Raw genomic sequence first — 20538 nt, forward strand, 5'->3', positions numbered from 1 at the left:
GAACTGTAACACTCGCATCCCGCATTTAAAGTTTTGCTTCGCAAAAGGAGGGCTGCTCACGCCTGAATCACTTTCTTACGCAGCGAAACACCAAGTGTTTCACTGCTGTGTGAACAGTAACTTTACAGTTTCACTGTCCGCGTCGCCAATTTTTTCTGAAACCGCACATCGTGGTCAACGACCAGCATCGTCGGGCTGGCGCTCAGGAGAAGCTGTTCAATCTGCATGCGTGAGAACACGTCGATGTAGTTGAGCGGCTCATCCCAGATATAAAGGTGCGCCGGCGTGATAAAACTTGCGGCGATCAGTACCTTCTTTTTCTGCCCCTCAGAAAAGCTTTCCATCGGTTTTTCAAACTGTGTTCTCTCGAAATCAAGCTTTCGAAGCAGTGTCAGAAGGAGGCTGTAGTCCAGCTTTTCCGTTCTGCAGTATTCGGAAAGTGTGCCGGATAAAAATCCGGTGTCCTGGCTGATATACGAAATAGTAAGGCCAGCTCCCACAGTCAAAAGGCCGCTTCGGGTTTCTATTTCCCTGTGATCTTGCATTCTGTTTCCCGTCTCCTCCGCCAGGTTTCGGATCAGATGCAGAAGCGTTGATTTTCCGCATCCATTCTTTCCGTGCAGAAACACGCGCTCGCCGCGGAGCAGTTCAAAGTTCAGATTCCGGATCACATTGCCGCCACCCGGATAACCGGCACACAAATTTCTGGCAAAGATAAGACGTTCTTTCGGATAGATGAGCGGCTGCACATGAAGTTTTTCTGTCTGCTCAATGTCCTGCAGCAAGCCCTCTTTTTCTTCGATCTCCCGTTCCATCCGCTTTTCATACTGTGCGATGCGGCTCTGCATTTTCTTCGTCTTGGCACCGATAAAGGCTCTTGTGCTTATGCAGCGGTCATGTTCTTTGATCGGGTCAAAACCGATTTTCGTGTTTTCATTTTTCTCCGCCCAACGGCTGCTTCGGTCTGCCGCGTGCCGCAGAGATGCGATCTCCTGCAGATGTTTTTCGTTCTCCGCCAGCGCAAACTGATCTTTCCGCCGTTTATTTTCCCACCACGAAGTGAAATTGCCGCTCTGTACTTCGATCGAGCCGCGGTTTAAAACAAGAACATGGTCAATGCACGCGTCCAGAAGATCGCGGTCATGTGAGACCAGAATAAAGCCTTTCTTTTTCTTTAAGTATTCCCGCACACACGCTCTGGCATCCTGGTCGAGGTGGTTCGTCGGCTCATCGATCAGAAGAAAATCATTTTCTCCAGAAAACAGAACAGCGAGCAACACTTTTGTCTGTTCTCCAAAGCTTAAAGTTCCAAACGGGCGGTACAGCAATGCGGCATCTGCCTGCAGATCTTCCATTTCGATCAGCACCCGCCACAGTTCGCACGATGGCTTCAGCTCATCAAAAAATTCTGCCGCTGTCTGCTTCTTCTGTGTTTCCGTCACATGATATGGGAAATAGTCAAACACCGTCGATGTGGAAATCTTTCCTTGATACGGGTATTTTCCCATCAGAAGATTTAAAAATGTCGTCTTTCCCTTTCCATTCCGCCCAATAAAACCGAGTTTCCAGTTGGTATCAACGGAGAAAGATATCTCTTCAAAAACCGGCTCAAAACTGCCCTCATATTCAAATGTAAGATTCGTTACCTGGATTTCTGCCATAAAAAATTCCCCCTTTGCATTGATGTTCCTGTTCTGTCGATGCAAAAAGAGGATGTTCTGTCCGCGCAGCGCGATAAGTAAAAAGACACTGTTCTCTTTTTTTCGCCCAGGCACCCTAAAAAGCCCCCTTTTACCGGGATTCTTTTTGAAATGCAGGCATCAAAAAAGAGAGGGGCCGATGAGAACATAACCCACTTTTGGCGACAGAAAATATAACAGCACAGATCTGCAGACGCAATCTGCTGTTTTCAGAACATCGTTTTTCTTTCAAATGTCTGTTTTCATGTCTTCAAAAGTTAGTTATTTCTCATCCTTTCACCTCTCTCTGTCAATTCTGTTCTTACCCTATCATACTTCTTGTTTTTCCGCAAGCCTTTTTTTACAGATTACGCGCGGATAACTGTCAAAGCGGATATTTGCAATCCACTTCGCTACTTGCCTGATTCGGTTAAACGTTTTCCGCTTGCCCTGTTTGAATTTCATTTTGATAACCAGAAGCACGCCCAGCACAATGCGTTTCCATATACTTTTTTTCTTTTTCATCTTCTCTCTTCTCATGCCATCTCCTTCGTGACTGCAAAAACAAGGCCCCGACGCCCTGTATCACTACAGACCGCCGGGGCCTTGTTACGTTTGAACACAAATCATGCTACTGCATGAATATCCTGATTCGGACAAATTCTGCTTAAATTAAGCGTTCTTCTGAGCGATAGCTGCCTGAGCTGCTGCCAGACGAGCGATCGGTACACGGAACGGTGAGCAGGAAACATAGTCCAGACCCAGTTTGTTGCAGAACTCTACGGAGCTCGGATCTCCACCGTGCTCACCGCAGATACCTACGTGCAGAGAAGAGTTAACCGGTCTTCCAAGATCGATAGCCATCTTCATCAGCTTGCCAACGCCGTCCTGATCGAGTTTTGCGAATGGATCGTTCTCGAAGATCTTAGCGTCATAGTAAGCGTTCAGGAATTTACCAGCATCGTCACGGGAGAATCCGTAAGTCATCTGAGTAAGGTCGTTGGTTCCGAAGCAGAAGAAGTCTGCCTCTTTTGCGATCTCATCTGCAGTCAGAGCTGCTCTCGGGATCTCGATCATGGTACCAACTTCGTATTCAAGGTCGCTGCCTGCAGCTGCGATTTCAGCGTCAGCGGTCTCTACTACGAATTTCTTAACGTATTTCAGCTCTTTGATATCGCCAACAAGTGGGATCATGATTTCCGGTTTTACATTCCAATCCGGATGAGCTTTCTTCACGTTGATGGCTGCGCGGATTACTGCGCTTGTCTGCATCTTAGCGATTTCCGGATAAGTTACAGCAAGACGGCATCCACGATGACCCATCATCGGGTTGAACTCATGCAGGCTGGAAATGATTGCTTTGATCTGCTCAACAGTTTTGCCCTGAGCGTCAGCCAGTTTCTTGATGTCCTCTTCCTCAGTCGGAACGAACTCATGAAGCGGCGGATCCAGGAAACGGATGGTAACCGGGTTGCCTTCCAGAGCTTCATACAGCTTCTCGAAGTCTCCCTGCTGCTCCGGAAGGATCTTAGCAAGTGCTGCTTCTCTCTCTTCTACAGTCTCAGAGCAGATCATCTCACGGAATGCATCGATTCTGTTGCCTTCGAAGAACATATGCTCTGTACGGCAAAGACCAATACCTTCTGCGCCAAGCTCACGAGCTTTTTTAGCGTCTGCCGGAGTATCAGCGTTTGTACGAACTTTCATGGTTCTGTATTTATCTGCCCAGCCCATGATTCTTCCGAACTCGCCAGCGATGGTAGCGTCTACGGTCGGGATCAGTCCGTCATAGATGCATCCTGTAGAACCATCCAGAGAGATGCAGTCTCCCTCGTGGAACTCTTTGCCAGCCAGTGTAAATTTCTTGTTTGCCTCGTCCATTACGATATCACCGCAACCGGATACACAGCAGGTTCCCATACCACGGGCAACTACGGCTGCGTGGGAAGTCATACCACCACGAACAGTCAGGATACCCTGTGCAGATTTCATACCTGTGATATCTTCCGGGGATGTCTCAAGACGAACCAGAACAACTTTTTCTCCTCTTTCAGCCCATGCAACAGCGTCATCAGCTGTGAAGACGATTTTACCGCAGGCAGCTCCCGGAGATGCTCCCAGTGCTTTTGCCATTGGAGTAGCCTCTTTCAGTGCTTTTGCATCGAACTGCGGATGAAGCAGAGAGTCAAGGTTACGAGGATCGATCATTGCAACTGCCTCTTCCTCTGTTCTCATTCCCTCATCTACAAGGTCGCAGGCGATTTTCAGAGCAGCTTTTGCTGTTCTCTTACCGTTACGTGTCTGCAGCATGTACAGTTTACCGTGCTCAACAGTGAACTCCATGTCCTGCATATCTCTGTAATGTGTCTCCAGAGTTTTGCAAACATCTTTGAACTGTTTGAAAGCTTCCGGGAATTTCTCTTCCATCTCGGAAATGTGCATAGGTGTACGAACACCGGCAACTACGTCCTCGCCCTGTGCGTTGGTAAGGAACTCACCGAACAGTCCGTTCTCTCCTGTAGCAGGGTCACGAGTGAAGGCAACACCTGTACCACAGTCATCTCCCATGTTTCCGAATGCCATCATCTGTACGTTAACAGCGGTACCCCAGGAATACGGGATGTCGTTGTCACGACGATAAACGTTTGCTCTCGGGTTGTCCCAGGAACGGAATACGGCTTTAACAGCCTCCATCAGCTGTACCTTAGGATCGGTCGGGAAATCCTCACCGATTTTAGCTTTGTACTCAGCTTTGAACTGCTCAGCCAGTTTTTTGAGGTCATCTGCGTCAAGATCTACGTCCTGTTTTACGCCTTTCTCCTCTTTCATCTTGTCGATCAGCTCTTCGAAGTATTTTTTACCAACTTCCATAACTACGTCAGAGAACATCTGAATGAATCTTCTGTAGCAGTCCCAAGCCCAACGTGGGTTGCCGGAAGCCTGTGACAGAGTCTCAACAACCTCTTCGTTCAGACCAAGGTTCAGGATGGTATCCATCATACCTGGCATGGAAGCTCTTGCTCCGGAACGTACAGAAACGAGCAGCGGATTCTTAGCGTCTCCGAATTTCTTTCCTGTGATTCCTTCCATTTTATCGATTGCTTCCATGATCTGGCCCATGATCTCGTCGTTGATCTGTCTGCCATCCTCATAGTACTGTGTACAAGCCTCGGTTGTTACCGTGAATCCCTGTGGTACAGGAAGTCCCAGGTTTGTCATCTCAGCCAGGTTTGCGCCTTTTCCACCGAGAAGGTTACGCATGTCTGCATTACCTTCAGTGAACATGTAAACCCATTTTGCCATTGTTACTTTTCCTCCTACTTGTAATTTTGATAGGTTATAGTAAAGTATTTCCAGATTGCCCTGGATGATACGTTCACCCTATACTGATTGCACCGAAAATAAAGATATCCTCGGGGCGCACACATTTATTTTACCATAAGAATATCTTTAGTCAATAAAAATATGGCAAATTTTCGGTATTTTTTTAATTTACAGTTCACTTGTGTATTCTGGCGGGCAAATTTCATGCCTGCATGAAATTTTGTTTGCAAGAACACACGAAGGGAGCGCCGAGAAATGAGCAAAAGGAGCTGCGCAGCAGCGGAAAGCGCTGAAAGCGCGGTTTTGCGAATGGCGCGGGTGAACTGTATCGTCTGTGCCCCTGTTATGTTTTATTATATCAGCTTTTGGTTACTTTTTACAGGGTTTTTTGTAATTTTTACGTAAAAAAAGAAGTATCGCACAATTTTTTCATTTGGCGATACTTCTTCTTCTATTTTTCCCGGTGAATTTTCGGAATTGTCTTGTATTATGCTTTCAGAATTACGGTTTTGATTACGAAATACAGCAGCACAATCACACCGAGTACGATGCGGTACCAGCCGAAGGCTTTGAAATCGTGCTTCTTGATGTACTGCATCAGGAATTTGATGGCAAAAATGGATACCACAAATGCCACCAGCATGCCGACGATCATGATCGCCACCTCAACACCGGTAAAGGCAAAGCCATGTTTTACCAGTTTTAAAAGGCTCGCGCCGAACATAACCGGAACGGCAAGGAAGAACGTGTACTCCGATGCCAGCTCTCTCGAGCATCCCAGCAGGATACCGCCGATGATGGTTGCTCCCGAGCGGGAAGTTCCCGGTACGATGGAGAGGAGCTGGAAAATACCGATATACAGCGCATTTTTCCAGGTAATCTCTTTGATTTTTGTTGCAGACGGTGTTCTCGTCTTGTTGTAATTCTCAATGATGATGAAGAGAACACCGTAGATGATCAGCATCAGCGCTACGATCACGTAGTTCATCAGATGGGCCTCGATCCAGTCGTTGAATGCCAGTCCGATCACGGCTGCCGGCAGACACGATACGACGATCTTGAACCACATGATAATTTTGTCCAGATAACAGTAATTGTCTACAAAGTTCTGAATACCTGCAAAGACCTTGTTGTCGCTTGGATTGGCAAAATAGCTCCGGCTTTTTGCTTTGCTTTTGCCGTGAAACGGCCAGAGATCCCAGAAATAGATGACGACAACCGCAAGGATTGCACCGAGCTGGATGACAACTTCAAAAACATTTTTGAAATCATCTGTTACATTCAGCTTAATAAACTCATCTACCAGAATCATGTGGCCGGTGCTGCTGATCGGAAGCCACTCGGTAATGCCCTCTACGATACCCAGCAGGATAACCTTTAACCACTCAATAATGTTCATACGATATGTACCTTTCTCTTTTTGAATTGGATGCCCTTTTCTGGCATTCTATTAAAAATCTATCATACTTATGCTAAAAACACAAGCGCGTCACGTTTTCTTTTTTGTAAAATCCATTCAAACCCACATTCGGCCAAAAAAGCTCTCTGCCGCTTTGTTTCTGCAGCAGAGAGCTTTTCTTTGCTTTATGCTTCCATCATGCTTATCTCTTATCGATCGTTGCAATATCGATCAGGGTCAGCTTCTTCACATCCGTATTTTCCAGACTGGTTACGAGTGCAGTTGCGGTATCCAGAGAGGTCAGTACGTTGACACCTGTCTCGATCGCGTTCCGGCGGATAACAAATCCGTCTTTGGAATGCTCAACACCCTGGGACGGAGTATCGATGACGAGGTCGATCTTGTGGCCGAGGATCAGGTCCATCAGGTTCGGGGACGGCTGCTCGATCTTGTTGGTGCGGATCGCATTGACGCCGTTCTCGTTCAGGGCTTTCGCGGTATTTCTCGTCGCATAGATCTTGTAGCCGAGAGCCTGGAATCTCTGTGCGATCGGAACGATATCCTCTTTATCCTCATCCTTTACGGTGATGATCATGTTTTTGTATTTCGGCAGGTTGATTCCGGCGCCAAGGAATGCTTTGTAAAGAGCCTCGTTGAAGGTCTTTGCAATACCAAGGCACTCACCGGTGGATTTCATCTCCGGTCCAAGGGCGATATCTGCGCCGCGGATCTTCTCGAAGGAGAATACCGGCATCTTGATCGCGATGTAATCTGCCTCTCTCTGCAGACCCGGCTCGTAGCCAAGCTCGCGGATCGTGTGGCCGAGGATGACTTTCGTTGCCAGCGGCACGATCGGGATTCCGGTTACCTTGCTGATGTACGGCACAGTACGGGAAGAACGCGGGTTGACCTCGATGACGTAAACATCCTCACCGCATACGATGAACTGGATGTTGATCATACCGATGACATGCAGGGATCTTGCCAGACGTTTCGTATACTCTACGATGGTGGCTTTTGCATGCTGGCTGATGCTCTGTGCCGGATAAACGGAGATACTGTCTCCGGAGTGAACGCCGGCGCGCTCGATGTGCTCCATGATACCAGGAATCAGGATATCGGTGCCGTCGCAGACTGCATCAACCTCGATCTCCTTGCCCTGCAGGTATTTATCAACCAGGATCGGATGCTCCTGTGCGATCCGGTTGATAATGCCGATAAATTCATCGACGTCCTCATCGCTGATGGCGATCTGCATACCCTGTCCTCCAAGGACGTAGGACGGGCGGACGAGTACCGGATAGCCGAGCTCGCTGGCTGCTTTTTTCGCCTCTTCTGCGGTGAATACGGTGTGTCCCTTCGGACGCGGGATTTCACACTGCTCCAGGATCTCATCAAACAGCTCACGGTCCTCTGCGGCATCTACGTTCTCCGCAGATGTTCCAAGGATCGGCACACCCATTTTCAGGAGTGCTTCGGTCAGCTTGATCGCGGTCTGGCCGCCGAACTGTACAACGGCTCCGTCCGGATGCTCGATGTTGACGATATTTTCTACATCTTCCGGTGTCAGCGGCTCAAAATACAGTTTATCTGCGATATCGAAGTCGGTGCTGACGGTCTCCGGGTTGTTGTTGATGATGATGGTCTCATAGCCCTCTTTCTTGAATGCCCAGGTACAATGTACGGAGCAGAAGTCAAACTCGATACCCTGTCCGATACGGATCGGGCCGGAACCAAGAACGAGGACTTTCTTTCTGTCGTTTGTCTCGACAGCTTCATTCTCGCCGCCGTATACGGAATAGTAGTACGGTGTGGTTGCCGCGAACTCAGCAGCACAGGTATCTACCATCTTGTAAGCTGCGGTGATGTCATACTGTTTTCTTAATGCTTTTACTTCTTCCTCGGTCTTTCCTGCCAGTTTTGCTACCAGGTAATCCGGGAACTCGAGGCGTTTTGCTTCGCGCAGCAGATCTTCATCCAGCTCTTTTGTCTGTAATGCCTGCTCCATCTCAACGAGGATGGCCAGCTTGTCGATGAACCATACATCGATTTTGGTGATCTCGTGGATCTCGTCGTAGGAGATGCCCTGACGGATCGCCTCTGCGATTCTCCAGATTCTCATATCGTCTACGATGTGAAGCTCTTCGATCAGCTCGTCTTTGGACAGGTGGCTGAAGTCATAGGACATCAGGGAATCTACGTGCTGCTCCAGGGAACGGATGGCTTTCATCAGCGCGCCCTCGAAGTTGTTGCAGATACTCATAACCTCACCGGTTGCTTTCATCTGTGTGGTCAGGGTACGTTTTGCACTAATAAATTTATCGAACGGCAGACGCGGGATTTTTACAACGCAGTAGTCCAGCATCGGCTCGAAGCTTGCGTAGGTTTTTCCGGTGATGGCGTTCGGGATCTCGTCCAGTGTGTAGCCAAGTGCGATCTTTGCAGCAACCTTTGCAATCGGATAACCGGTCGCTTTGGAAGCCAGTGCAGAAGAACGGCTGACACGCGGGTTTACCTCGATAACACAGTACTCGAAGCTGTCCGGATTTAATGCATACTGTACGTTGCATCCGCCGGTGATACCGAGCTCGGTGATGATGTTGAGTGCGGAAGTACGCAGCATCTGATACTCTTTATCTCCCAGGGTCTGGGACGGTGCTACGACGATACTGTCTCCGGTATGAACGCCGACCGGATCGATGTTCTCCATGTTGCAGACGGTGATGCAGTTTCCTGCACTGTCCCGCATAACCTCGTACTCGATTTCTTTCCATCCGGCGATGCATCTTTCAACAAGTACCTCGCCGACGCGGGAAAGACGGAGTCCGTTGGAAAGAATCTCAATCAGCTCTTCTTCATTGTAAGCGATACCGCCGCCGCTTCCGCCAAGGGTGTAAGCCGGACGCAGAACGACCGGATAACCGATCTTGTTGGTGAAATCGATACCAGTCTGTACATCATGGACAACCAGGGAAGCCGCTACCGGCTCGCCGATTTTCTCCATGGTATCTTTGAATTCCTGACGGTCCTCGGCTTTTTTGATGGTCTGCGCCGTGGTACCGATCAGGCGTACATTGTTTTCTTTTAAGAAGCCTTTTTCTTCGAGTTCCATCGCAAGGTTCAGTCCTGCCTGGCCTCCCAGGGTCGGAAGAACGCTGTCCGGTTTTTCTTTCTGGATGAGCTGCTCTACGACTTCTACGGTCAGCGGCTCGATGTAAACGCGGTCTGCGATATCTTTGTCAGTCATGATGGTTGCCGGGTTGGAGTTCAGAAGTACAACCTCCATTCCCTCTTCTTTCAGGGAACGGCACGCCTGTGTACCGGCGTAGTCGAACTCTGCTGCCTGTCCGATCACGATCGGACCGGAACCGATAACCAGAACTTTTTTAATATTCGGATTCTTTGGCATTATTTATTACCTCCCATCATCTCAAGGAATCGGTCAAACAGGTATCCGGAATCCAGCGGGCCAGGGCATGCCTCCGGATGGAACTGTACGGTAAAGATGTTTTTACCGACATATTTGAGTCCCTCGTTGGTGCCGTCATTGACGTTCACGAAAGCAGGAACTGCCACCTTCGGATCCAGGGTATCGGTATCTACGACGTAGCCGTGGTTCTGGGAAGAAATGTAAACTCTTCCGGTTGCCAGGTCTTTGACCGGGTGGTTTCCGCCGCGGTGGCCGTATTTCATTTTATGAGTATCTGCACCGGTAGCCAGTGCCATCAGCTGATGTCCAAGGCAGATTGCGAAAATCGGTACATTGGAATCGTACAGTTTTTTAATCTCTTTGATAATGGATACGCACTCTTTCGGATCTCCAGGACCGTTGGACAGCATGATTCCGTCCGGATTTGCCGCGAGAATCTCTTCTGCTGTGGTAAGTGCCGGATAAATGGTCACTTCACATCCGCGCTCATTTAAGGAACGTGCGATGTTGTTCTTTGCTCCAAGATCCAGAAGTGCAACTTTAAAGCCTTCTCCTTTTAAAACTGATTTTTCAGAGCAGGTTACCTTTTCTACAACTTTTCCGGTATTATACGCTTTTAATTTTGGAATAATTTCATCGAGATGATAGTTTTCGTTGGTCGTGATCATACCATTCATGGTACCTTTTTCACGAAGAATTTTGGTGAGAGCACGTGTATCGATTCCGGCGATTCCGGGAATATCGAACTTTTTCAGGAAATTCTGAATGGTGTCCTGGCAACGGAAGTTGCTGGGGAGACGGGATAATTCTCTTACAATATAGCCATCCGGCCAGGGTCTTAAGGACTCCTGATCTTCGTAACAGATTCCATAGTTGCCAATCAATGGATACGTCATACATACTGCCTGTCCCGCATAGGATGGGTCGGTCAGCACTTCGAGATATCCAGTCATGGATGTATTAAATACGATTTCACTGATCACTTCTTTTTGTGAACCAATGCTGGTTCCGGTAAAGACATGCCCGTCTTCTAAGATTAGAAAAGCTTTCATCATTCCACCGTTTTCCTTTCTTTTTCGTTCGGTTTTAAGTTTGTATAAGATTGTGGTCTCATACTTTAATCTTTCAGATTCTATCACAACCATGGAAACATTTCAACCATTTTTGTCGAATTACGGAAAATTCTTTTCTGGAAAAATAAAAATACCCTGACGGAAAGTTTTCACACTTCCCATCAGGGCAATCCGAATTGGTCCACCGGACCAATTCTTGATACGCAAAGCAAAAAAATAATGCAGGAGATGGGACTTGAACCCACACGATCTTGCGACCACAGGCACCTGAAGCCTGCGCGTCTGCCAATTCCGCCACTCCTGCATTTCTTAGTTGTCTTAGCGGTTGTCCGCTTGACAAGATAGATAATAACAGCTTTCCGTAGAAAAGTCAACACCTTTTTTGAAAAAATTTTAATTTTTTTGATTTTATGAAAAATACGGATAATAGCGATAATTTTAAACAACTTTACGCTGTCTGAGATTCGTCTGTTTTCTTTCCCCGTCTGCACATCTTCTCCGCACAGAAATAAAAAGACCCTGCCGGGAAGTTTTTGCATCATTCCCGGCAGGGTAATCTGAATTGGTCCACCGGACCAACTCTTGATACGCAAAGCAAAAAAATAATGCAGGAGATGGGACTTGAACCCACACGATCTTGCGACCACAGGCACCTGAAGCCTGCGCGTCTGCCAATTCCGCCACTCCTGCATTTCTTGTCTTGCGACTCTCATGTGCCGCTCAACAAAACATATATTACCAGATGATTCCGAATCTGTCAACAGCTTTTTTCAAATTTTTTCAAAAAATTTCAAATTTTCTTTTTTGCCCCGAAAAGCCCGCCTTCTGCAGGGCTTTTCGGGAGATCCTGCATCACCTGGACTCCCGGCAGGAAATTGCCGTCAGCAGCGTAAGTCCGAAGAAAATACAGAAATCAGAAACATTGAACACAAGTCTGCGGAACTTCTCCGGTCCAAACCGGAAACTGACATAGTCGGTCACGTAACCTCTCTTATGCCGGTCATACCAGTTCGACATGCCGCCGCCAATCGTAAGCGCAAGCCCTAACTTCTTCGCCTTACACTTACGTCTGCCCGCCAGCGCTCCAAGACGCGCCCACAGTCCGGACAGCAAAAAGAAGGTGAGAATTTCCACCTTCTTCGTGCTGTCCGCGAAGCCGCCGCCCGCTACACCGCGGTTATGGCATTTCCGCAGGACAATATGTCCTTTGCAGACCGGGATCTGCTCATTTTCCTTTAACTTCTCTTCTGCCTTCTTTTTCAGGCATCCGTCTGCAAGGAAAACCGCTCCCGGCAGCAGGGTCCAGATCATTCCTCTTCCGGTGCCTCTGCTTCTTTTTCCGGCGCTTCTTCCGGTGCTGCTGTTTCGGTTTCTTCTGCTTTTTCTTCCGGCTCTTCGTCGAGAACTTCCTCTGCGGTCTTTTCTTCCTCAGATACTTCCTCCTGGCCTTCCTCTTCCGGTTCTACGTGTACGAACTCTGCATCCTCCGGCTCTTCTTCTTTTTCCGGCATAGCAGCACCGCAGCGCATACAGAATGCTGCGTCTTTCGGAACACTTGCGCCGCAGGCCGGGCATACGATGCGGCCTCTCTTGTTTGCCACATCCTCTTTGCAGTCTGCAATCTCTTTTTCCAGATCGGTGATATCTTTGCAGATGCCGGCAAGATTCTCGTCGAATGCTTCGCCGTTCAGATAGCGGTTGTAGATGATCTGTCCGATATCCTGGTAATTCTTCTCAATCTGATCCTCAAGTGCATGCTGACGGGTGCGGATTTTCTGAATTTCTACGAATTCATCTGTTTTCTTTCCCACAGTATTCACTGTTTTTTTCAGTGTTTTACTTAAATTTCCAAAAAAATCCTCTGCCATAGTTAAAACCCTCTCTTTCTTATCTCTTATTTCAAGAAAACGCCAGTTTCACGTCTGCTCCGCTGTGTTTTCCAGTTACCTTATTTCTGCTCTAACCTTGGAACTTCCTGACCGCGCAGGAGAATCGTCGGCCCGCCGGTCTTTTCAATATAGTCTTTTGTGATGATAACCTCTCCGATGCTGCTGTCCTTTGGAATCTCATACATGATATCCAGCATGAAATCCTCGATGATCGAACGGAGTGCTCTCGCACCGGTATCTTTTTCCAGCGCTTTTCTTGCAATAGAGCGAAGTGCATCATCATCAAATTCCAGTTTCACCTCGTCGAGTTCGAGCAGTCTCTTATACTGCTTCAGGATCGCATTTTTCGGTTCTTTTAAGATCTCGACCAGCATATCCTCGTTGAGACTCTCCAGCGTAAATACGATCGGCAGACGGCCAAGGAACTCCGGCACCATACCGAAAGTCCGAAGATCTTCTAAGGTCACCTGTGACAGCAGGTTCTTATCCCCATCGTACTTGTCCTTCAGATCCGCCTGGAAGCCAATGGAAGCTGTCTTGTTCAGACGCTCCTTGATGATGTCCGTCAGATCCGGGAAGGCACCGCCGCAGATAAAGAGAATGTTTCTGGTATTGACGGTCTCGAGCGGAACCATCGCATTTTTGCTGTTGGCTCCCACCGGAACTTCGATGTCGCTGCCCTCGAGGAGCTTCAGCATTCCCTGCTGTACCGCTTCTCCGCTGACGTCTCTCTGGTTTGTATTTTTCTTCTTGGCAATCTTGTCGATCTCGTCGATGAAGATGATACCGTGCTCCGCGCGCTCCACATCGTTGTCTGCGGCCGCTAAAAGCTTGGATACCACGCTTTCAATATCATCACCGATATAACCCGCTTCGGTAAGGGATGTGGCGTCCGTGATGGCAAGCGGCACATCTAAGAGGCGTGCCAGCGTCTGCACCAGATACGTTTTTCCGGAACCGGTCGGTCCGATCATCAGCATGTTGGATTTTTCGATCTCGACATTTCCGTCCTGCGGTGCAAAGACACGTTTGTAATGGTTGTAAACGGCAACCGACATGACTTTCTTTGCACGGTCCTGGCCGATGACGTATTCGTCAAGCATCGCCTTGATCCGGTGCGGCGGCGGAATGTCCTTGATGGAAAATTCTTTTGTTTTCTTCTTTTCTTCTTTTTTCTTTACCCGCTGCCGGTTCGGGATCTGGTTGGAAAGCCCGGAGAGATCGAACATGCCGATGTTCGGCATGTTGTTCATATTGTTCATCATCTCATTGATCTGGCCCGGGTTCTGGTTCATGGTATCAAAGCTCTTCTGCATGCAGTCCGGGCAGATATTGATGTTCCCCGGAAGGGTAATCATCTTTCCGGCTTTGCTTTCCGGTCTGCGGCACATGAAGCAGACTTTTTCATAGGTATCTTCTGTATGATGGTCAGAGCTTTTTGTTTCCGCCTTCGTTTCGTCCGCGGTACCGTCCACTCTGTCTTTCTCTTCTGACATGGTTTTTCAAATTCCTTTCTGTAATAGATCGCTTGGTCTAGCTTGATTATAGCCCAAAAGCCATAGGGTCACAAGTAAAAACTTTCTTAAAAATTACCAACTTTTTTAAGAATTTTACAAATTCAAAAAATTATATCAAAAAATGCAGAAAAAGGCGGACAGCCAGGCGTTCGTGTTCCTGTGCTGTCCGTCTTTTTTCTCTTAGGAAATAGTTATTTTGAGGTTTTATCTGTTGCCAAACGGATTCTGAATACCCTGGTCATTCTGATCGGAGCTTCCTGTTCCGTCGTTTGTGGTTCCGTTGCTGCTTCCGCTCGTCTGCGGCATATCTGCTGCAGAGCCAAGGGTCAGCGTCAGTGTCACTTCTTTGTACTCGCCGTTATCCGCACGCTGTACGGTGACATCTACAGTCTCGCCGGCCGCATAATAGGTCAGTGTCTCTTTTAAGCCTTTGGCGTTCGAGATGCTTCTTCCATCAAATGTGGTGATAACATCACCTTTCTTGAAGCCCGCATCGGCTGCCGGACTGCCGTCTACAACGCTCATGATGCAGACACCGGTCGGAATGCCGTAGTTCTGGGAAACATCTGCGCTGACATCTGCCATATTGATTCCGATATAAGCGGCCTCATCATCGCTGACTTTGTATCTTGTTGTCAGGTTCATCAGGTTCTGCAGAATCGGCTCTGCTTTCGAAATCGGGATCGCAAAGCCCATGCCCTCGACCTGTGTGGAGCTGTATTTTGCTTCGTTGATACCGATCAGCTCACCGTTCATATTCAGAAGGGCGCCGCCGCTGTTTCCAGGGTTGATGGCTGCATCGGTCTGGATCAGTCCTTCGGAGGTAATCGTCTCGCCGGTGCTCTCATCCTGGCTGGAAATCATACGGTCTTTTGCGCTGACATAGCCGCTCGTCAGGGACTGGCCGGTTCCCAGCGCATTTCCGATTGCCACAACCTGATCGCCGACCTCAAGATCATCGGAATTTCCCATCACGGCAATTTTAATCTGGCTCTTTGTCTCGTCTTTGATGTCGGAAAGTTTGACAGCGACAACAGCAAGGTCATTGTCCGCATCGGTACCTTTGATCTGGCCCTCTACGGTCTCATCGTCGATGAAGCTGACGGAAAGAGAGGTTGCACCGCTGACTACGTGGTTGTTGGTCGCAATCAGAAGCTCATCGTCATTCTGTCCGACAATGACGCCGGTTCCGCTTGCAGGGACTTCCTGGCTTGTGGTTCCGAAGAAAGTCTCAACTTCTTCCACCGTTGTCGTGGAGATTGCTACCAGAGACGGCATCGCACTCGATGCAACATCTTTCACGGACATCTCACCAGTTGCCTTTACGGTATCAGACGTATCACTGCTGTCCGCTGCCGTTGTTGTGGTGGTCGTCGGAATTGTAACTTCCTGCTTCTGCTCTGTTGTTGTACCGATCACTTTCGTACCAACTGCTGCAGTCCCAATGAAAACACCGCCTGCCACGAGTCCGAAGCACGCTGCCATGGCAAGTGTCATGCCCCATTTCTTTGCGGCTGACATTGGTTTTTTCGCTTTCTTTTTGTGATCCTGCGGCTGCGAAACAGCAGAAAACTGCGGTTTTTCCTGCTTCGGAGCACTCTGTGCCTGTGACTGGTACTGATAATGTTCTGTCTTTGCAGAAGATGTCTGCTCTGCCTTTGCCTCCGACTGGTCCGGTTTTCCGGTGTAGGAAGCGCTGTTATTCTCCTCGCCGGTCTTTCCGCTGATTTTCGGATTCACCCAGCTGTAGGTTGTCGTTTTCTTTTCTTCCGCCTCCGTCTCTGCCGCGCTCTGCTCTGCTGTCGTTTCTGCTTTTCCTTCTTCTGTATGCTCTGCAGCTTTGGTTTCCTCTGCTGCCTCACCATTTATTTCTTCTTTTTTGAACTCTTCACCCATGGCTGATCCCTCTTTCTCTTTTCTATCTCAGGCACCGATACACAGTGCTTTTATTTCTTTCTTCATTTTCTACTGCTTATTGTACGTTAGAATTGTGTTGAAACTGTGATAATTTTGAAAAAAGAGGAATTTTATGCTGCGGTTTTTTATTCTACCGTAACCGACTTCGCCAGGTTTCTCGGTTTATCCACATCGAGGCCTCTGCCGATCGATACGTAGTAGCCAAAGAGCTGCAGCGGAATGATCGCCAGGGAGTTTGCAAAAATCGGATTTGTCTCCGGCAGGTAAACTACGTAATCGGCTGCTTTTTCTACTTCTGTATTGCCGACGGTCGTTACCGCCATGACAAACGCGCCTCGTGTCTTCACTTCCTGAATATTGCTGATCGTTTTCTTGTAGAGCTCCGGCTGGGTCAGCACGGCTGCGACAAGGCGTCCGTCCTCAATCAGGGAAATGGTTCCGTGTTTCAGTTCACCGGCTGCATACGCCTCAGAATGGATATAGGAAATCTCTTTCAGCTTCAGGGAGCCCTCCATCGAGATCGCATAGTCGATACCGCGTCCGATGAAAAAGACGTGTTCTGCCGCAAGATAACGGTTGGCAAAACGCTGTACGTTCTCCTTGTGGGACAGCAGCAGCGAAATCTGTTCCGGCAGGCGCTCAAGACTTTGGATCATCGCATCGAAATCCTCCTGCGAAACGGTTCCGCGTACTTTGGCAAACTTCATCGCCAGAAGATACTGCGCGATAAGCTGTGTGCTGTACGCTTTCGTTGTCGCAACAGCGATCTCCGGACCGGCCCAGGTGTACATGACATTGTCTGCCTCACGTGCAATCGAGCTTCCGACTACGTTTACAATACCAAGGGTACGCACGCCCTTTTCTTTTGCAAGGCGGAGAGCCGCAAGAGTATCAGCCGTCTCACCAGACTGGCTGACGATGACCACAAGCGTATTTTCCGGCAGAATCGGATCACGGTAGCGGAACTCGCTTGCCAGATCTACCTCAACCGGGATTCTTGCCAGCTTTTCGAAGACGTATTTTGCTGTCACACCGGTGTGGTATGCGGAACCGCAGGCAACGATAAAGATTTTGCTGATCGCGCGGATTTCCTCATCTGTCATGCCGAGTTCTTCGATCACAACATCACCGTTTTTAATACGCGGAGTCAGCGTATCTTTTACAGCTTTTGGCTGCTCATGCATCTCTTTCAGCATGAAATGCTCATAGCCGCCTTTTTCTGCCGCATTCATATCCCAGTCGATGTGGGTTGCCTCTTTCTCCAGCTCCTCCTCGTCGATGTTGTAGAAATGAAGGCCATCGCGGGTCAGTTTCACGATCTCCTCATTTTCCAGGTAATAGACGTCTCTTGTATATTTCAGGACAGCCGGGACATCCGATGCGATCAGATTGCCCTCCGGGCTCGTTCCTACAATCAGCGGGCTGTCTTTGCGGACCGCATAAACCTCATCCGGGTGATCGCGGAACATGATGCCAAGGCCATAGGATCCCTCCATGCGGTGCATGACTTTTGAAATAGCATCGAGCGGATCGCCTTTATAATAGTAATCCAGCATATGGGCAATGACCTCGGTGTCGGTCTCAGACAAAAATTCGTATCCCTTTCCGGCCAGTTTTTTCTTCAGTTTCAGATAGTTCTCAATGATGCCGTTGTGTACAACAACGATCGAATGATCGTGGTTAAAGTGCGGATGCGCGTTCAGATCGGACGGAACACCGTGGGTTGCCCATCTGGTGTGGCCGATACCGACGGTTCCCGGAAGGGTTGCGCCGTCCTGTGTCAGCTCCTCAAGTACTTTCAGGCGTCCTACCGCTTTTTCCATCCGGATTTTTTCTCCGTCATAGACAGCAATTCCGGCCGAGTCGTATCCGCGGTATTCCAGCTTTGCCAGTCCGTCCAGCAGTACCGGGGCAGCCTGGTGAGTTCCAATATATCCAACAATTCCACACATAGATTTTGTCCTCCTAACAGTAAAAGGCGGCACCCTTGTTCTATTTTCAAGTTATGCCGCCTCTTCGCTTCTTGTTCTTTACACTTTTACCACGCTGCCCCGTTCCTTGTCAACCTTATGGAGCATTTCGTATTTACTTACAAAAACTTTCCAATTTTGTTTTTTACTTTCATTTATTTTTGTTTGTGCTTTTTTCTTCTCTTTCCGTGATACTCCCACCACATCTTGTTGGACGTACACCAGCGGATCACGCCGTCCGGAAGACTCTGATAACGCTTTCCAAGGAAATATCCCACATACTTGAACCCGCTCTGGAAAAACAGTGTCACAAGCAGCCATGGTTTATGGATCCTGCAGACATAAGCCGCCGATTTCTTCACCATGCGGATGCCCTCTCCCTCCGACGGATACGCATCGAAAATCTCCGGGTGCTGTGCCTGGGACACGCCGAGATCGAAATTGCGGTGAAGCTGCGCCATGCAGCCGTAATTGTGGGAATGCACCACTTTTGCATCCGCCGCATAGGCAATTGCATAGCCTGCCTGCACGAGATGGCCCGCATAGATCATATCCTCATTGAACAGCGTGCTCTTAACAAAGCCGCCCAGCTCCTCATACGTTTCGCGGTCGTACATCGCACAGACGTTAGAACAGAAAAACGTCTTGACACCGAGCTTCGGCAGATCGCCCGCATCCTTGATATCGCTCTCGGCCGGATAATTAAAGCCTCTTGTAAACCGCTCAAGCGTACGGCAGTCATCGCGCGGAAGCTGCCGTGCATACGCCACTTTCACATGCGGCAGCGAAAATTTTTCCACCAGATGTTCCACGCACGCATTGTCGTACGGCATGGCATCCTGGGTCATAAAAAGCAGGAAGTCCGCATCGGAACTCTCTGCCATCGCCCTTCTTGTTCCGCCGTGGTCGAACTCGCTTGGCTGGATGTGCTCCACCATAATCTTGTCCGAAAGCTGTTCCCACGCCGGATTCCAGAACTTTTTCCCCGTATTCACGACTCGGATCGAACGGATCGGGTAAGTCTGTTTTAAAAGGCGGGGCAGAAGTTCTGCGAACTCCTGCCCTGGTTTATACGTTGGTATCATGACATCAACGGTATATTGACTCATCTTGTCGTATTCTCCCTGTATTTTAATCTCCTGCTACCACAGAATCTGTTGCAGCGCCCGGTCCCTGATTCAGTACATACTCAATCATGCTGTCATCGTAGCCGCTCTTTCTTGCAATGTAATCGCTGTATTCTGTTACAGCCGCCGACGGATCATAGCCAAGAGACGGATACAGATAGGCATGCAGCTCCTTTACATTGTGCTCCAGCGTAACCGGAATTACAACATCAACGCCAAGTGCACTTTCTACATTTTCTCCATAACACAGCTGGAACGGATACGCGTACGATGTTCCCATTTTATACGTTACCGCATGCATGCCAAGCTCCAGAATTTCGCTTTTGGTAAGACTGGTGCTGACATTTCCCATAACTTTATCCAGAATTTCCGGAATCTTCGTCGGATTCTGTTTGATCTTCTGTACCATTAGATTAATAACGATACGCTGACGGCTCGTACGTTTTGCATCATCACCGCCGCCGTAACGGATTCGTGCATATGAGGTGGCAAGTGCGCCGCTGACATGGCGGACTTCCGTATAATCATCTCCAAGATCCTCATCGTACGGGATCGCCTCATATTCCACACCCTGTGCCTCGGATACTTCTCTGTTGTAATTGTTTGCATGAACACATTCTGCATTTGACATTTCAATATCAAGTCCGCCCAAAACATCAATTGCATCGGCAAGTGCCTTAAAGTTTACCGTAACGTAATCCGTCAGTGCAAGGTCGAGGTTCGTATTCAGCATGGAAAGCATACTCTCCGGGCCGCCGCGGTTATAAGCGGAATTTGCCTTGTCGAACTCGTAATATTCATCCGTATATTTTGCCATGTTCATCCAGGTATCACGCATAATCGACACCATACGGATTTCCTGATTGTCGTGGTCAATACAGCACAGGATAATCGTATCACTGTTCATACTGTCTGCCAGATCAGAGCCCTCCACACCTCTGGCATCCACGCCGACCAGCGCGATCACCTGTGTGCCGGACATCTGTGAAAGTTCGGTGTTCGCTTTGACTTCACTGTTGATCTGAATCTGAGAACTGTCCAGCGTATCCTGATTCATCTTGTCCATCGAACGGTTGATCCATGCATAGACAAACAGAATTCCGGAAAGGATCAGCAGTACTGCAATTTCAATTCCGAAAATAATTTTTCTCCGGCGCATCTTTTTATATCTTCTGCTCTTTTTATAATTTTTCTTCGACATCTCTTTTCCCCT

13 protein-coding genes and 2 tRNA genes are annotated in these 20538 nt (G+C 48.5%); all 15 read right to left on the bottom strand.

Annotation, left to right across the window (positions count from 1 at the left end; translation table 11 throughout):
• Nucleotides 1–122 precede the first annotated feature (122 nt).
• Nucleotides 123–1661 carry a ribosomal protection-like ABC-F family protein gene (abc-f, locus tag ACY2VW_RS02335; RefSeq protein WP_055265474.1) on the bottom strand — a complete coding sequence of 513 codons (1539 nt, stop codon included), beginning with the start codon at nucleotides 1659–1661 and terminating at the stop codon, nucleotides 123–125.
• 348 nt (nucleotides 1662–2009) lie between these two features.
• A complete protein-coding gene (locus ACY2VW_RS02340) occupies nucleotides 2010–2219 on the bottom strand; it encodes a hypothetical protein (protein WP_055265367.1) in 210 nt (69 codons plus the stop codon).
• A 132-nt stretch (nucleotides 2220–2351) separates the two neighbouring features.
• Nucleotides 2352–4982, bottom strand: coding sequence for a pyruvate, phosphate dikinase (gene ppdK, locus ACY2VW_RS02345; RefSeq protein WP_461876841.1), 2631 nt, complete (start codon nucleotides 4980–4982; stop codon nucleotides 2352–2354).
• A 508-nt stretch (nucleotides 4983–5490) separates the two neighbouring features.
• A complete protein-coding gene (locus tag ACY2VW_RS02350; protein ID WP_461876842.1) occupies nucleotides 5491–6402 on the bottom strand; it encodes an undecaprenyl-diphosphate phosphatase in 912 nt (303 codons plus the stop codon).
• A 202-nt stretch (nucleotides 6403–6604) separates the two neighbouring features.
• Entirely contained in the window at nucleotides 6605–9811 is a 3207-nt protein-coding gene (gene carB, locus ACY2VW_RS02355) for a carbamoyl-phosphate synthase large subunit (RefSeq protein WP_461876843.1), read from the bottom strand.
• Nucleotides 9811–10884: a carbamoyl phosphate synthase small subunit gene (locus tag ACY2VW_RS02360; RefSeq protein ID WP_055227684.1), complete on the bottom strand. Its 1074-nt coding sequence runs from the start codon at nucleotides 10882–10884 to the stop codon at nucleotides 9811–9813. The genes carB and ACY2VW_RS02360 overlap by 1 nt, the downstream gene beginning before the upstream one ends.
• Before the next feature lie 241 nt (nucleotides 10885–11125).
• Nucleotides 11126–11209, bottom strand: a tRNA-Leu gene (locus ACY2VW_RS02365).
• Between the two features lie 302 nt (nucleotides 11210–11511).
• Nucleotides 11512–11595: transfer RNA gene (locus tag ACY2VW_RS02370), tRNA-Leu, on the bottom strand.
• Nucleotides 11596–11757: 162 nt separating this feature from the next.
• Nucleotides 11758–12216 carry a signal peptidase II gene (locus ACY2VW_RS02375; RefSeq protein ID WP_461876845.1) on the bottom strand — a complete coding sequence of 153 codons (459 nt, stop codon included), beginning with the start codon at nucleotides 12214–12216 and terminating at the stop codon, nucleotides 11758–11760.
• Complete coding sequence (locus ACY2VW_RS02380) at nucleotides 12213–12773, bottom strand: zinc ribbon domain-containing protein (protein WP_055227550.1); 561 nt, start codon at nucleotides 12771–12773, stop codon at nucleotides 12213–12215. Before ACY2VW_RS02380 ends, ACY2VW_RS02375 begins: the two co-directional genes overlap by 4 nt.
• A gap of 80 nt (nucleotides 12774–12853) precedes the next feature.
• The gene (gene clpX / locus ACY2VW_RS02385; protein WP_461876847.1) at nucleotides 12854–14290 is read right to left on the bottom strand and encodes an ATP-dependent Clp protease ATP-binding subunit ClpX; all 1437 of its coding nucleotides are present in this window, start codon (nucleotides 14288–14290) and stop codon (nucleotides 12854–12856) included.
• Nucleotides 14291–14515: 225 nt separating this feature from the next.
• Nucleotides 14516–16207 (bottom strand): S1C family serine protease, encoded by a 1692-nt coding sequence (locus ACY2VW_RS02390; RefSeq protein ID WP_461876849.1) that lies wholly within the window; start codon nucleotides 16205–16207, stop codon nucleotides 14516–14518.
• A gap of 146 nt (nucleotides 16208–16353) precedes the next feature.
• On the bottom strand, nucleotides 16354–18180 hold the full coding sequence (glmS, locus tag ACY2VW_RS02395; RefSeq protein WP_461876851.1) for a glutamine--fructose-6-phosphate transaminase (isomerizing): 1827 nt from the start codon (nucleotides 18178–18180) through the stop codon (nucleotides 16354–16356).
• A gap of 173 nt (nucleotides 18181–18353) precedes the next feature.
• Entirely contained in the window at nucleotides 18354–19307 is a 954-nt protein-coding gene (locus ACY2VW_RS02400) for a glycosyltransferase family 2 protein (RefSeq protein WP_461876854.1), read from the bottom strand.
• A gap of 22 nt (nucleotides 19308–19329) precedes the next feature.
• A complete protein-coding gene (locus ACY2VW_RS02405; RefSeq protein ID WP_461876856.1) occupies nucleotides 19330–20526 on the bottom strand; it encodes an LCP family protein in 1197 nt (398 codons plus the stop codon).
• Nucleotides 20527–20538: the final 12 nt, after the last annotated feature.

The organism is Fusicatenibacter sp., assembly GCF_977045365.1.